The organism is Ktedonobacteraceae bacterium (assembly GCA_035653615.1).
In the GTDB taxonomy this organism is placed as follows: domain Bacteria; phylum Chloroflexota; class Ktedonobacteria; order Ktedonobacterales; family Ktedonobacteraceae; genus DASRBN01.
The window spans coordinates 166,695-181,778 of sequence record DASRBN010000038.1 but is presented as its reverse complement, the minus strand read 5'-3'; the positions used below and the strand labels follow the sequence as shown (position 1 = coordinate 181,778).

Below are 15,084 nucleotides of genomic sequence, written 5' to 3'. Positions count from 1 at the left end.
TGTCATAGGTCAGCGTGCCGGTGGTGCCGCTGTAGGTGCGACCGGTGACGTTGCCCCACTGGTCGTAGCTCGTGGCGTAACCCTGCCCCGTCTGGTTCGAGCAGGTGGCACCCAGGCTGTAGAGGCCGGTCAACTGGTGCGGCGCGCTGCTGGTACAGTAGAGATACTGATATTGGGTGCTGCCGCCATTCAAGGGACCTTGCCACAGTTGACCCAGGTGCGTGTAAACAAAACTATTCGTGTAGGCGGCGATATGGCCGCTTGGGGTACCCGGACTGCCGTTACCCGTGCAGGATGGGGTGCCGCTATTGCCCGACCACAGCAGACGGTTCTGTTCGTCGTAGCAAAAGACCTGCGTCTCGCTGCCACCGGAATTGTTGTTCCCCGGCACGGCGGCCTGGGTCGTCGTCAGATTGACCAGGTTGCTGGCCGGGTCGTAGCCCAGACCCTGCGTGAGAATCGTGCCACTCTGTCCGCTGCCGCCCTGCCAGGTGGTGGCCAGGCTTTGCACGCGCAGGTCCCCGTCGTAGCCCAGCTGCTCGATGGCCAGTTGCCCGCCACTGCTGGTCTGGTAGTTGAGACTGCCTGGCAGCGCCTGCGCGTTGTAGGAGAGGGTGGCCAGGTTGGGGGTACTGCTGGTGTTGTTGCTCAGGCCGGTTGGCACGCCGGTGGTGCTGTCGTAGCTCTGCGTGCTGGTATAGCCCAGGCCGGAGGGACTGGCGCTGCTGGTGGTCGTGGTGGTGAGCTGATTGGCATCGTTGTAGGTCAGGCTCAGTTTGTAGGTGGGTAGGGGCGTGCTGACATTCCAGGCGCTGGGCAGGCCGAAGACCAGATTCTCCTGGATGAGCTGGCCGCGCGGATCATGGGCAAACTTCTCGGTGACCGTCGCTGTGGCGCCTCCAAAGTAGGTCGTGGCGACACTCTTGGTCAGTTGGCCGACGGGATAGTCGCTGCTGCCTCCGATCACCGAGCTATCATAGCTGTTCTGCACGTAGGGGTTGCCGCCGGTACACTGGCCCGTCGGGCTGGATGCGGGCGTTGTATCCTGAACGCAACCGAGGCGACCGAGCAGGTCATAGACATAGCCAATGGTGCGCGTGGGACTGGAGCCGGAGCTATCGATGGTGAGCCGGCCATCGGCGTCGTAGGTATAGCTGTGCGTGCCGCGGTCGGGGTCAACCAGTTGGGTCAGCCGGCCCAGGTCGTCGTACTGGGCCGTGGTGGTGACGCTGGTGATGCTCTGGCCGCTTTGCGGGGCCAGGTCCTTGACCACCACCGAGGTCGGTTCATCCAGCACGTTGTACTGGGTGGTGGTCTGTTCGTTGGCCGAAGGGCTGTGATTGTAGGTGCCGCTGTCCTGCTGGCTGTAGACGGTACGGCCCAGCGCGTCCACGTAGCTGACGCTGACATGCTGGTCGGGGTCCACTGAGGTTGCCGTGGCATAGTAATTACTATCCCCGCTCACCTGGCCGATGCTGTAATTGATGCAGGCAGTATAGGTATTTTGGGAGCCACTCAGGCAGGCGATCTGATCATTGCCCGTCCAGAGCGGGTCCTGCACGGCGATGGTGCGACCCAGGGCATCGTCGTAGGTGGCCGTGCCCCCTGGCGTCTGCCCATTGTAGTCAGTCGCGTGAGCCGGGTCGACGTAGCTCACGCGCTGCGGCGACGGTCCACTGGCCACGGCAATCACGAACGGGTTGCTTTTGAAACTGCTGTGATTGCTATCATTGTAGCTGGTGAAGACGACGGTGAAATACACCATGCCGTTCTGCGGGTTGGCCGGCGCAGGTCCAGGCGTGATGGTTTCGACGGCGCGGCCCTGGCTGTCATAAAAGGTGCTGGCAAACAGCGTGTGGTACTGGTAGGAGAGCGTATCGACCTCGTAGCAGGGCAGGCTACTGCTGGTGGGACAACTGCTGTAGCTGCTGGTCTGCGTGGTGTAGGCGTTGGTCTCCCCTGGCTCTTTGACCTGAATGGTGCGATTGCCGCTGTTGTCGTAGCTGTAACTGTAGCTGGTGCTCTGGTTGTTGGGATCGGTACTGCTCTGCAAGATATTGCCCTGATTGGGATCATAGACATAACTGGTGGTCTGCCCAAAAGCATTGGCGCTGCTCGCCGGCAAGGCCTGGTAATGGGTGCCGTCGTAGGTAGTGCAGGTGGTGTAGCGGCCTGCCGTCCAGGCGCTGTTGGCGATGGCAATGGTGCTGCCGGTGGTACATCCTTTCCCCTGGTAGAGCGAGGGCAGGGCCGCGCCATCGGGATCGACCGTTGCCACAACGTTGCCGTAGATGTCATAATCGCTGTAGCTGGTCGTCAGCGGGCTGCTCTGACTGGCGCAGTTGCCGCTGCTGTAGGTCTGTACGGTGGTGGGCCAGCCAGCATCAGGGGTGGGATTGCTGCTGCCCTGGTCATAGCTGGTCGATTGACACTGCCAGGCGTGCCCAGTGGCATCATCGACCTCGCTGTGGGTCACCGTATCGACGGTGTAATAGGTCCAACTGCCCCCGGGCGCGCTGGCATTGGTGGTATACGTCCATTTCTTAGTCAGGGGATAGAGGCTCGTGGGCAGGTTGGATCCCTTGACGACCTGCTGGGTCAGGTTGTGGTAGCCATTCGTGTTGAGGCCGCCCGAATTGGGATTGTAGTCATCGTAGGTGTTGTCGTCCTCGACCCAGGGCGCGTTGCTGCTGTTGGAGCCGTTGAGTTGCGTCGTCTTGCTCGACAGCTCGACGATGGTGCAGGCATTGTAGGGACTCCAACTCGACGGCGGATTGCTGACGCAGGCGCTGGGGTTCGTCGTCGTGTTGGCGGGCGCATCGCCGTTCTGCTCGTAGGGGCCGGGATAGGTATTGAGCGCCTGGCTCAAGAGCGCATTGGCATTCTTGTAGGGACCCTGGTAGACCTCCTCCAGCTGGAGTTGTCCAGCATCGTAGTTCTCCGGGTCGGTGAGGGAGCTGTTCCAGCCCTCGGTACTGAAATAGTCGTCGATGGTCAGGTCACCTGATGGCGAGGTGCGCCACACCTGGGCAAAGCCGCGAAATTCCGCGTGGTAATAGTCGGCAAAGTCGCTCTTATTGCCGCTGTTGATCCAGTTGTCGCCCACGCAGTCGGTATCCGTGTTGGGCGGCGGCTGCTGATCGGGATAGCACCAGGGATGGGGAGAATTGTAGTGTTGGTGCGTAAAGGCCAGTTCGTAGCCGTAGGAGGTCGTGGCGGTCGTGAGCGCGGAACTATCGGCGCTCCAACTGGTGAGTTGCTGCACCACCTGCACGCTCCAGGCCAGGTCATCGGGATGGGCATAGTTGCCGGTACAGCTATTCCAGGTACAGTAGAGCGCGTCATAGCGATTGTCGGTGATCTGGCCGTTGTTCAAGTTGGTGGGGGTGCCATCGCTGTTGTTGTAGGCCCGTATTGAGATCGTGATAGCTCTTCAGGTAGGACCAGCGCGTGGTGTTCTGAAATTGCTGGCCGTTGTACTGATTTTGGTCCATGCTGTCGTAGTAGGTGTCCGTCAGTGGCGTATAGCCAAAGGTGACGACGGGCAGTTTGTTGGCGACCCCGCTCTGATAGACCAGCGGCTGAATCTGCGTGAGCAGGTGGTCGCCGGCGCAGTAGCCCGGGTCGCCGGTGACGGGATCGGTGCAACTCTGAAAGGCACTATCCATGTACGAAAAGCTGTAGCCAAAGGCGGCGTTACTGCTGGACCCATCGGTATTGAGATAGCTGGTGATGCCCACCAGCGTGAAGGTGCCCATCACGGAGGGTGCGGTAAAGCCGCCGGACTTCTGCACCGGGTCATCGCAGCGCAGCGTCGTCGAAGCCGGCGGAGTGCAGGGGTCGTTGCCGGTCGAGTTGTAGGTATAGTGGGTGGCCCAACTGCCATCATCGAACGGGGCCAGGTAGCTGAAGTCGATGGTGCCGGCCGTATTAGTGGTGCTGATCGTCTTGAGATCGCTGCTGATGCCGTAGGTGATCTGTTTGATGACGGCATCGCGCACGGTATCGCCGCTGGGGCAGGGCGAGACGTAGCTGCCGGTGGAGCAGTCCTGCAGGTAGGAGACCTGGATCAGCTTGTAGTAGGATTGGTTGGGACCCTCGTTGGGGGCCACGATGCGATCGACATTCCAGGCATAGTTGTCGCGCTGGCCATTGTTGAGAGAGTACTCCAGCGAGTCGGGGGTGCAGCCCAGTTCGTAGAAGGTGCCCGCCTTGTCCCACACATCGAAGCAGGGCTGCCCATTGGCGGTGACCTGCTGGATGCGCAGGTAAGAGAGGTGCTCGGTATAGTAGAGCTTGTTGGTGCTATCATAGAGCATCAGCCGGTCCCCGACGTTGTCGATGCCGTTGAGGAAGTACCAGGTGTTACCATCATAGACATCGGCGGTGATCGACTCCAGGGTGAGCGACCAGCCATCGCCGATATCATCGGCCGGCGAGGTGTTATTGTGCCGGTCGTTGGGATCCATGCTGGAATAATTCAAGCTGAGCTGGGGAGCGAAGCCGCCACTGCCGGGGGCCACCTGCAAGGGGTAGCTGTAGGAGAGCTGACCGTTGTTGCCCTGCACTTCGGCCAGGTGTGGGATGGGCGCCATCTGGTTCTGTGGGTCACCACCCAAACTGAACGGGCCGGGTCCCAGCACCACCGTCTGAGCCGAGAGCTCCTGAGCCTGCCGATTGTTCTGCATGGTCACAATCAGTCCGCTGGTGGGCTGATGCGCTTGACGAGCAGCCGCCAGCAAGGAGGGCCAGGTGAGCAAGATGCCAGTGGGGTCCAGGTCCAGTTGCAGGAACTCGCCCGGCGAGTAGTGATACAGCAACGTGGCCGGAGTGGAGAGCGTGATGCCGCTGACGACGTGGCCTTTGCTGTCGACGATCTGCGCGGTGTAGGAGCCGAGCAGATTAAGCATGCCTTCGAAGTGGCCATGTACCTGGCCCAGTTGCAACGTGAGCGCACCTTGCGGAGCTTTGCTACCGGGAATACGGGCATGCGAGAGATCCAATGAACCGGGTTGCAGGACCAGCTCGAGGCGGCCATCGCTGCCACGCAGGTCCAGCGGGGAGGTGCCGGGGCCACCGGCCAGGAAGGCGGCGCTCAGCGGCGCATTGATCGGTTTCATCGTCGCCGGTTCGGCGGCAGGCGGGGGGGTAATGGGTTGGCTTTGCGTATGTTTGGGCGGCTGCGGATAGGGTGAGGGCGGCCCTTTGCGCGGCGGGCTGGTGTGCGAGCTGTCTTTGAGATACTGCGCGAAGGTCAGGCTGGGCGGCGTGCTATGCACCGGAGTACTGGCCGCGGCGTAGGCAGGTTTGGTCAGCAGGCTCCACTGGCTCAAGAGTTGCGCCAGGAGCAGCAGGCAGAGAAGCAGCGGAACGACCAGGCGACCGGGTGAGAAAGCAAGACGGGTCTGGCGAGGTCGATGAGCAGTTAGTTGCGGGTCAGAAGGCAGATGAGACATGCAGCGCGCTCCATTTCTTGCCGGCAGCACACAAGTTAATACCTCCAGGTCACAGAGTCACAGGCAAAAAGCTCTGACATCACTTCATCAGGATGAGCAGAAGAGTAGCAAAACAACGCATGATGAAATGACGCACTGGCAGGACAACGCCATGATGAGCAGAGGAAAGTGCAGAAGCAACAGAGGTACGCTTGTCCTCTCCCCTGAGAAAAGTTCTACTTTTTCCCCTTGCTCTAAGCATACACACTATGTTGAGATTTGTCATCCGCAAAACGCGGATTTTTTCTCAGCGAATCGCTGAACTTGTTTCAGCGATTCGCTGAGAATGTTTGTTCCTCTTGTAGCTTCGAACGCCGTTCGAAGCCGGTTGATACTGGTTGACCATAGCTGAGAAAAAGAACAGAAAGGCACCACTAAAAATGATGAGTCACATGAGGAGTAAGATCCTCAATTGGAAAGTACAATCCACTGGCAAATGCCGCGAATACCACCTCTCGTTCATTGCGAACATCCAGTTTCGCACAGATTCTCCTGTAGTACTGGTTGACCGTGGTTGGAGCAATGTGCAGGATATTTGCAATAGCCGGCAGATCATTTCCCTGGCAGAGTAGTTTGAGCACTTCCTTTTCACGAGGCGTGAAGGTGGATGTGGCAGGAGCGTCTACAGCCTGGTAACTTCCTCTGCTCAGGATGGTCAGCTCGATGTCTGATGAGTGGAGCTATGTTATCTATTTCACCCCACCCTTGTTACAACTCCACTTCCCACAACGTCTAAGCAAGTATATAATAGACTCAGCTTTTGGGTCTGTTGCATCTTTGTCGAGAGGAATCAAAGCGATGTTTGATCTGGTCGATATTCTTTTTATCGTCACAATTGTCCTGCTCGTCTTCAACGGTTTTCGCAATGGCGCCGTTTTCAGCCTTTTCAACCTGCTCAGTCTTCCGGCAGGCTTTCTCATCGCGAAGGTGTATGGACCGCAATTCATAGCGTTTCTCGCCACGAACAACATCTCCATTACGCCGCTCATTGCCTATATCCTGCTCTTCTTCGCTACTGTTCTCGTCATTCACATTATCGGTACGGTAATCAACGGCGTGATAAATAAGACGCCCCTGATTGGCTTTGGCAATAGATTGCTGGGAGCCGTCATCGGTTTTGCCGAGGCCTGGCTGATCTGGGTCATCTTGCTGGTCGTCCTGCAGAGTTTTCTCCAGGATGTTCACCACATACCCGGTGTTAGCGCCTCGCAATTCCAGAGCTGGCAGCAGTTTTATAACACCGCCGTTACCAATAGCCTGTTCGCGAGAGTAAATAGCTTCTTTGTGAAAACCATCCCCGTTCACGTTTGAACCTTGCCTTGCCTTCTTTTGTATGGATGATACAATACTGTTATAGAGCTAGTGTGTAGTACATGTAATAGAGTGGAGGTAACTACGGCAAAACAGGGTCGGTTTATCGAAGCAGGCGCGCAAAGGCCCGAGCAGGCCTTTCTGGTCGCCGTCGAACACGATGAAAACGAGAGTCTTTGGAGTGTAGAAGACTCGTTAAGTGAACTGGGGGCGCTGGCACGCACCGCCGGCGCCGAGGTAGTAGGGTCTCTGATCCAGCGCCTGCGCCACCCCGATGTCGCCACCTACATTGGTAAGGGGCGTGCGCAGGAATTGAGCGATACCGAGAAACACCTTGGTTTTGACCTCGTCATCTTCGACGATGAACTCTCCCCATCTCAACAGCGCAACCTGGAGCGGTTGCTCAAAGCGCGTGTAATTGATCGCACCGCCCTCATTCTTGACATCTTTGCCCAGCACGCTCGCACGCGTGAAGGCCGCCTGCAGGTGGAACTGGCGCAGCTGGAGTACCGCCTGCCGCGCCTGGCGGGGCGCGGAGATGAATATTCGCGCCAGGCCGGTGGTTCGCGTAGCGCGGGAGCGACGGGCGCCGGTGGCGCCATCGGTGTGCGCGGCCCCGGTGAAACAAAACTGGAAATTGATCGCAGGCGTATTCGCAGCCGTATAGCCGAGCTGCACGATGAAATCGAGGGCGTGCGCGAGCAGCGTATGCTACATCGCAGGCAACGCGCCTCGCAAGCCATTCCCGTTGTCGCCGTGGTAGGTTATACCAACTCCGGCAAGTCCACCCTCTTCAATGCGCTGACCGAGGCCGAGGTGATCGCCGAAAATAAGCTCTTCGCCACGCTTGATCCCACCACGCGCCATATCATTCTGCCAGGCAATCAGGAAGCCCTGCTCACCGATACCGTCGGCTTCATTCAAAAATTGCCTACCAAATTGATCGCAGCTTTCCGCGCCACGCTTGAAGAGGTCATCGATGCCGACCTGCTGCTCGAAGTCGTCGATACCAGCCACGAAAACGCCATCGAGCAAAGCGAGACCGTCAATGAAGTATTGGCCGACCTGGATGCGGCAGGGAAGCCCCGCGTCACTGCCCTGAATAAGATCGACCTGCTTGACGACCCCTCTGAAGTTGATACATCCCTCTATCCGAACGCCGTTCCCGTTTCGGCCCTGAAAAAGGTCGGATTGGATGCCTTGCGCGAAAAGATCGCTGAGGTGCTGGCCGCCACTATGGAATCCATGCAACTGGTTATTCCCTATGATAAGAGCGAGCTGGTTGAACTCTTCCATCGTCGCGGGCACGTGGATCAAGAACAGCATACACCCGAGGGAACGCTGCTTGTGGGGCGTATTCCACGCTCATTAAAGGGGTATTATGTTCCATACGCACAGGCGAATGCGGAATAACCTGGGGTGGGGCAATGATGCGTTTTACGCTCAAAACCAGTAAATCAAGTGGTTGAGTCGTGGCATTCTGAGCCACTCAGAATGCCACGACTCAACCACTCAGAATGCCACGACCTGAACCACTCAGAATGCCACGACTGAACCGCTCAGAATGCCACGACTGAACCGCTCAGAATGACATGACTGAACTACTCAGAATGCCATGACCTGAACCGGGCGCTTGACCAATCTGTTCGTCAAAGCCCTTTATTGATTTCTTTAAACGAACACAAATCGATTCCCAGTTCATCCAGGGCTGCCCATATTCTGGCATCGCGGAGCGCCTGCACTTCTATTGCGCGCTCGACTCTATACATTGTATCCAGGTCATCTCCATAGCCGGGATGACAGCAGAGTTCTGTAATGCCGGGGGGCAGCGATTCCAGTGTTTTGATCAGTGCATCGACGCTGATGGCTTCAGTATATGGCTCGCCTTCTTCATTCTGGCCGTAGAAATCTCCGCGATAGCCGATCTGCGGGCTGAAGTGCCGCACCGGGATGGCTAATTTCTGGCCTATGCCGGTAACGATTGATCGCACAGGCTCCTCGCGATGCACGTGCTGGTGCGAATCGAGATGGTCAGGTTCTCTGCCAACCAGGAAACGGAACGAGGCGAGTTGCCGCGCTACCTCGTCCTGCACTGCTCTGGCATCATCCATTGGAACCTCCTCGTACAGGGTCACCCATTCTCCATCCTGGTAAGCCCATTCGCCCAGGTCGATGTGCAGGCCGAGGCCCAATTTTGGTTGCCTGCGAGCGTAAGCAGCAGCCTCTTCTGCCCCTATGCGGTTAACCATCAGGCTGGCGCTCGTCACGATGCCATACTCGAACGCCTCGATGATGCCCCGGTTCACACCGGAACTTAGCCCGAAATCGTCGGCGTTGACGATCAGGTAACGCCTGGTTGTTCCTTCCATATATCAACATCCCAGGTCATCTAGAAGTTTCGCTAACACCGTTTCCGCTTTAAAATATTCCTCCGCGACCGCTCTTGCCGCTCTGCTGTGCCTTTCGTAGTCTGCGTTGATGGCTTCGAAAGCGGCCAGGATATCCTCCATCGCCTGGAACGCGAACAGGCCCTCTCCAGTAGGCAGCACCGCACCGAATCCGGTATCCTGCGTGATTACGGGGCGACCTGATGCCAGGTAGCAGGCGCTGCGCTCGCTGAACCAGCCGCTGCGCAGCCGCACGTTCTGATCTTTCGCCACCGTGAATTCACCGCGTGAGACCTGTACGTACTCGCGATAGCGCCAGGGGTCCAGTGAAAACGCCTGCGCGTCGGCTAAGCGCCAGCCATGCGACTCCAGCATGTTCAACGTCTCCGGTTCCAGGTAGGCCAGCCCCATTGCCAGCTCGATGGGTTGATCTACTCGCCGTGGCAGGTCAAGGATCTTCATAAATTCGTAGTGCTTGCTCCAATAATAGGTTTCGCCCTGGTAGATGATATCGTGTCCTTCCTGCTTCCAATTGCTCACGGTGGTAAACGCATCTCTTAAGGGTGACCCTGCCTGCCAGAGATCGAGCAGGACCGGCTGGCGAGTCCTGGCGCGCAGACCCGGCAAGGGCGGTATGGGGCAATCCGGCCTGCCGATATTCTCGCCATAGGTAATGATATCATCATGCTCCTGAATGAACATGCGCGTATTTTTATCGCCATTGGCATAGGCAAGTTCGTCGAGAACGGGATCGGTGCCATAGTATACCAGGCGACCTATTTTCAGTCCCTCTTCCTTCAATTTAGTTGCCCCGGCCACGTTCAGAACCAGGTCGGCATGAGCAAGCAAATCCTCGGCCTTGTCGCGGCTCAGGCCAAACCACTCTTTATCCGTGTAACTGCGCCTGTAAGCCCAGTGATCTCCCAGTCCGAAACTTTCTGTGATTCGCGCCAGGTATGGTAGAGCATAGTCCGAATCGCCCACAATCTCCTGGCGTAGAGGGTCGTATGGCCACGCCGAGGTCGTTTCGAAGTAGTAAACATCATGCCCCAGCCGCTGCAGGCCGGCGGCGATCTGCATATGCATCCAGGCCATGCCCGCGTAAGGGTTGGATGCTAGCGTGCCAACGACGATAATACGCAGCCGTTTCATGTATATCGACTCCTGTCTTGTTTCAATGGGACGATCCTTGTGGTTGCTCGCATTCAAACTTCCCGTTGTAGGGACCGTGCCTTGTGCCTGTGCGGCGCCCCGGCACCAGCACGTGTTCAACTGCTTTCTGTGGTTGCTTTAACACCCTCAACAGCGTTGCCATCGCATTGGCGCATTCCTCGTAGATACGAACCGCCAGCACTATGGCTACGCCGCCCAGAATTGCGGATACGCTCCATGCCAGCGCGAACATTGCCGCTGTTGAGAGCAGAGCAAATAGCAGCACCAGCGCGAGGCCTGTGAACGAACAGCGCGGCCATAGGCGAAAACGCAGCAATTGCCTGCCCGCGCCGTGTTCTTCAACGGCCATGCGCGTGCGAGCCTTACCAAATATGCCGCCGCATACCTCCAGGTCCCAGCGGTCATAGTCGCCCCCGCGCCGCACATTGCTGCCGAGCGCTTGAATGTTGGCTTCGATACGGCGCAATCGTTCAAGAGGGTCTTGCCAATGCTCGCTCCAGATGGTTGACGCTCGCGGCCTGAGTAGCACATGGTCAGACACGCCGCGCCATCTCCAAGGAGCTAAACCCAGGCGCAGGCGCCCGCAGAGACGCGCCGCGGGCTGCAGCAAATGCAATAACATCGTGAGACTGTACAATTTTGCGCGTATGAAACGCGAGTGAGTCGTAGTCGAGAAAGAGGCATGGGCCGCGCTCAATCCTGCCTGGACAACCGTTAGACCGCTTGCCAGTATGAGCAATATCAACGCATAGAGTAGCGGGGGCCAGAAAATACCGAGTAGAGACAAACCGGCCAGGCTTAGCAGGATCAGGTACCATTCAGGCATCAGTGCTAACGACCATAAGGTGTCCGGGGCCGGTTGGTAGACGGACTGGAAGAGCGCGCTACCCCAGGTTCCTGTATAGATGCGGCTCCTCCAGAAATTGAGGGCGCGGGTGACGCCGGGACTATAGAGCCTGCCTGTCCATGTCAGATGACCGGCGGCGTTGTACTTCTCCGGCCATTTCTTTTCCAGTAGCGCTTCTGCCTTGCCGTAGTTCTTTTGCTGCTTCCAGTACGTGCGTACCGAGTTGCGCCGGTGATGCCAGACCATTGCTGCCGGGCTGAACGCCAATTTCCAGCCGCACTGTTGCAAGCGCCAGCAAATATCGACATCGTCTCCGGCAATGCGGAACTGGGGGTCGAAGCCACCGATGGCCTGCAGGTGAGATTTCCGGAATGCCATGTTGCAACCCGGGATATGTTCCGCCTCCTCGTCGGAAAGCAACACATGGATAGGGCCGCCCGGCGCATTGGCGACACAATCGGCGATGAGTCCATCTCCAGCAGGTGCGATGTTGGGGCCTCCCACGGCTACATATTCGCTCTTCATAAACGTGGTCGCCATATACATCAGCCAGTGAGGGTCCGGACGCGCGTCGTCGTCAATGTAGGCCACAATCTCGCCTGTAGCCGCCTCCAGACCTGCGTTACGCGCCTTACTCAAGCCATGATTCGCGGTAGTGATGACCCTGACGCCGTATTCCTCGCCGATGGCCGCGGTCAGGTCGGTAGAGCCATCATTAACGAGTATGATCTCGTAGTCTGGATATTCCAGCTTCAGCAGGCCCTCGAGACAGTCGCGCAGGGTGCGCTGCCCGTTGTAGCTACAAACAATCGCGGAGACGCGTGGATAAGCTAAATCTGTCGGAAATGGTACCTCGCTGTATGCTTTGCGCGCGGCTTCCAGCGCCAGCTTCGGCTCTCGATTCCGGGTCGTGATGCCAAAGTCCCAATCGTCGATCTCATAGCCCCCGCGATACCACTCATCCGTCCAGGCAAAGACGAATGCGCCCGCGCAACCACCGCCGAATATTGTGCGGATCTGCCAGTCTAAGGTCTCGGCCTGCTTCTCCTCGCCATTCCTGCGGCTATCCAGGCCCATCTCGGCCATTAACAGCGGTCGATTGCCGGCGATGTTCTGCAGGCGCGCGAGATAAGCCTCGAGTTTCTCTTGCGACTCCAGGTAGACATTGAAAGCGACGAGATCGAGAAAAGGTAGCTCGAGATATTCGGTGGACGGAAAATTCACATACGTCACCAACCCCTTGGGGTCCTCGGCTTTTGCCGCACGGTAGAGCCGCTCAAGGAAGCGTTCGATGCGGCGATGACCATACCAGCGCACAATCGAGGAGGGAATCTCGTTGCCGATAGCATAACAAAGCACAGCAGGATGACCCGCGCAATCCCTCACTCCCTTGCGCACTCGTTCCTCTATTGAGGCGGCGCGTTTCTTCTCGTCCAGAAACGCGATATGTTGCTCCCAGGGCAAACCAACCATCACATACAGGCCATGCCGTTGAGCCATATCCAGCAGCCAGCGCGGCGGTACCGTGTAGGTCCGAATGGCGTTCACGCCGTTTGCCGCCATCATAGCGAAATCTCGATCCGTAACTTCTGGATCGTGGCACTCGTTACCATCTTCATTGAGGCGAAATGTCCCATAGGTAACCCCGCGAACATACAACTTCTCCTCACCTACAAAGAAGAATTTTCCTTGCACACAGGGACGCACGCCGGTATTGATAGAGATAGACATGTAAGCTCCCCTTTACATGTATCGTATGGAGCGATTGTAGGCGTTGTTAACTCAAATAGATTGTTTCAGCTTTCTCATGAGCAAATCTTGCTGACGGAGAGATAGTTGTATTTCAATAGCGATTGGTTACGGCCAGCCACCAGATCATTTTGTTACATCCAGATTAGTGAGAGAGAGACCCGAACTGGCTATCATACAGCCGCTGGAAAGGGCCGCCGGCCCGCCTCAGTTCGGTAAGCGCCCCCGATTCGACGACCATCCCATCTTGCAGGACAATGATCTGGTCCGCGCTGCGAATCGTCGATAAGCGATGGGCTATAATCAATGTAGTGCGGCCTTTTTTCAGGCGTTCGAGGGCTTCCAGCAGTTGTACCTCCGTCTCTGCATCCAGCGCGCTCGTCGGCTCGTCCAGGATCAGGATCGGAGCATCCTTCAAAAAGGCACGCGCAATTGAGAGACGCTGTCGCTGCCCACCTGAGAGAGTGACTCCTCGTTCGCCGATCTCCGTCTCGTAACTATTGGGTAGCGCCTGAATAAATTCGTGAGCGCCCGCGGCACGCGCTGCCTCCTTGATCTCCTCAAGCGTGACTCCTGGGCGCGCGTATTCGATATTTTCACGCACGCTGGCCGAGAACAACACCGGCTCTTGCAGCACCAGCGCGATATTGCGCCGCAGGGACTTCAAGGTGAGGCTGCGCAGGTCAGCTCCGTCAAGTGTGATGCGACCCGCCTTGGGATCATAGAAGCGGATAAGCAGGCTCGCCAGCGTCGTCTTCCCGGCGCCGGATGGGCCAACCAGAGCCACGGTCCCACCGGCGGGAACATCGATGCAAACATCGCGCAAGGTAAGCAAATCCTCCCGATAGCTGAACGAGACATGCTCGAAAGCGATATGGCCTTTTGCCCTACCCTGTAGCTCGATGGCGTCCCCCGCGTCAGCTACATCAGCAGGAGCATCCAGCACTGAAAAGACGCGCAGCGCCCCGGCTGCCGCGCTCTGCACGACAACGGCGGTCGAGGCCAGCGTCTGCAGCGGTTGATAGAGCATCGCTACATAGGCAACCAGGAGTATCACATCGCCAACGGTCAGTTGTCCTCCCAGCGCCTCTGCGGCGGTCACTCCAATCACCGCCGCGGTGCCAATCGCCAGCAGCAGGTCAATCACCGCCTGTGAGCCGCTTTCAAGCACTGTGAGCCGCAGATTCGCGCGCATGCTGGCGCTGGCGTGCTGGCGGAATCGCGCCCCTTCGAACTCCTCGCGCCCATAAGCCTGCACCGCCCGGATACTCGTCAGCGTCTCCTGCACGCGCGTGCTGATATCGCTCTCGCGCTCGTGTACGCGCGTCGAGAATTCGGTCATTGGCTTGTCTATGCGCCGGATAAAGAGTACCAGCGGCACACCGATCAGCAACGCGGCTATCGTGACCTTCCAATCAATGGAAATCATCACGAAGGCGATGCCACCGAGGGTGAAAACGGCAGTGAGAGCAGGAATCATAGCGCTGTTGAACAGTTCCTGCACGCAGTACGTATCCCAGGTGACGCGATAGAGCGAATCGCCCACAGCGGTCGCGTCGTGAAACGAGAGCGATAACTGCTGGATGTGGTTGAATAACGCGCAGCGCAATTTGAACACCATGCGCAGGCCAACAGACACGAGCAGGTAGGTACTGAACACCTCGAATATGCCCACGAGCGCTTGAATCACTAAGACCGCGAGACAAAGGATCACCAGCAGTGCGATCCTCGGGGATGTGACCGCGGTATGGGCGGTAATGATGCCGGCGAGTTTGGCTAAAGGGCCAGACAGCGGGTGATTGCTCACAACATTGTCAACAACCAGCTTCAAGGGCCATGGTTGCAGCAATGCCGCTCCCGCCGACCCCAACGATACGATGATCCCCAGTATGATCAGCGGCATCTGCCCCGGCATGCACATACGCAGCAATCGCCACATCAGGCGCGGCGTTCCTGGATTCTTATTCTCTTCCATCGTTTCGATATTCTCGTTCATCAGTTCCCTGCTCCAGTTCCACCCGTCATTCTGAGCGACAGCGAAGAATCTGCGGCCATAATCTCGTTGATTGAGTTCCCTGCTCCAGTTCCACCTCTAGATCAGTATCAGAGCCCATAGTCAGGC

9 protein-coding genes are annotated in these 15,084 nt (G+C 57.7%); 3 read left to right on the top strand and 6 right to left on the bottom strand.

All coding sequences use genetic code 11. The annotated features are described in order from the left end of the window. A partial coding sequence (locus tag VFA09_23680; GenBank protein HZU70291.1) for an RHS repeat domain-containing protein occupies positions 1-3,376 on the bottom strand: 3,376 nt, incomplete at its 3' end. Then, positions 3,342-5,456, bottom strand: coding sequence for a SpvB/TcaC N-terminal domain-containing protein (locus VFA09_23675; protein HZU70290.1), 2,115 nt, complete (start codon positions 5,454-5,456; stop codon positions 3,342-3,344). The genes VFA09_23680 and VFA09_23675, both read right to left, overlap by 35 nt. A 431-nt stretch (positions 5,457-5,887) precedes the next feature. Between VFA09_23675 and VFA09_23670 the strand changes: the two genes are divergently transcribed. The 3 genes from VFA09_23670 to hflX all read left to right on the top strand — a co-directional run bounded on the left by VFA09_23670 (position 5,888) and on the right by hflX (position 8,219). Next, the gene (locus tag VFA09_23670) at positions 5,888-6,067 is read left to right on the top strand and encodes a hypothetical protein (GenBank protein HZU70289.1); all 180 of its coding nucleotides are present in this window, start codon (positions 5,888-5,890) and stop codon (positions 6,065-6,067) included. A 226-nt stretch (positions 6,068-6,293) separates the two neighbouring features. Further along, positions 6,294-6,806 carry a CvpA family protein gene (locus VFA09_23665; protein ID HZU70288.1) on the top strand — a complete coding sequence of 171 codons (513 nt, stop codon included), beginning with the start codon at positions 6,294-6,296 and terminating at the stop codon, positions 6,804-6,806. A gap of 72 nt (positions 6,807-6,878) precedes the next feature. Then, positions 6,879-8,219 (top strand): GTPase HflX, encoded by a 1,341-nt coding sequence (gene hflX / locus VFA09_23660; GenBank protein HZU70287.1) that lies wholly within the window; start codon positions 6,879-6,881, stop codon positions 8,217-8,219. Positions 8,220-8,455: 236 nt separating this feature from the next. Here the strand turns inward: hflX and VFA09_23655 are convergent, their stop codons facing one another. From VFA09_23655 to VFA09_23640, 4 genes are all read right to left on the bottom strand, one after another. After that, the gene (locus tag VFA09_23655; protein ID HZU70286.1) at positions 8,456-9,175 is read right to left on the bottom strand and encodes a ChbG/HpnK family deacetylase; all 720 of its coding nucleotides are present in this window, start codon (positions 9,173-9,175) and stop codon (positions 8,456-8,458) included. A gap of 3 nt (positions 9,176-9,178) precedes the next feature. Then, complete coding sequence (locus tag VFA09_23650) at positions 9,179-10,345, bottom strand: hypothetical protein (GenBank protein ID HZU70285.1); 1,167 nt, start codon at positions 10,343-10,345, stop codon at positions 9,179-9,181. A gap of 22 nt (positions 10,346-10,367) precedes the next feature. After that, positions 10,368-12,944 carry a glycosyltransferase gene (locus tag VFA09_23645; protein ID HZU70284.1) on the bottom strand — a complete coding sequence of 859 codons (2,577 nt, stop codon included), beginning with the start codon at positions 12,942-12,944 and terminating at the stop codon, positions 10,368-10,370. A 163-nt stretch (positions 12,945-13,107) separates the two neighbouring features. Next, positions 13,108-14,958, bottom strand: coding sequence for an ABC transporter ATP-binding protein (locus VFA09_23640; protein ID HZU70283.1), 1,851 nt, complete (start codon positions 14,956-14,958; stop codon positions 13,108-13,110). Between the last annotated feature and the right edge of the window lie 126 nt (positions 14,959-15,084).

Coding starts and splice junctions, on each gene's coding strand:
- VFA09_23675 (HZU70290.1), bottom strand. CDS start 5,456: ATGTCTCATCTGCCTTCTGACCCGCAACTAACTGCTCATCGACCTCGC.
- VFA09_23670 (HZU70289.1), top strand. CDS start 5,888: ATGAGGAGTAAGATCCTCAATTGGAAAGTACAATCCACTGGCAAATGC.
- VFA09_23665 (HZU70288.1), top strand. CDS start 6,294: ATGTTTGATCTGGTCGATATTCTTTTTATCGTCACAATTGTCCTGCTC.
- VFA09_23655 (HZU70286.1), bottom strand. CDS start 9,175: ATGGAAGGAACAACCAGGCGTTACCTGATCGTCAACGCCGACGATTTC.
- VFA09_23650 (HZU70285.1), bottom strand. CDS start 10,345: ATGAAACGGCTGCGTATTATCGTCGTTGGCACGCTAGCATCCAACCCT.
- VFA09_23645 (HZU70284.1), bottom strand. CDS start 12,944: ATGTCTATCTCTATCAATACCGGCGTGCGTCCCTGTGTGCAAGGAAAA.
- VFA09_23640 (HZU70283.1), bottom strand. CDS start 14,958: ATGAACGAGAATATCGAAACGATGGAAGAGAATAAGAATCCAGGAACG.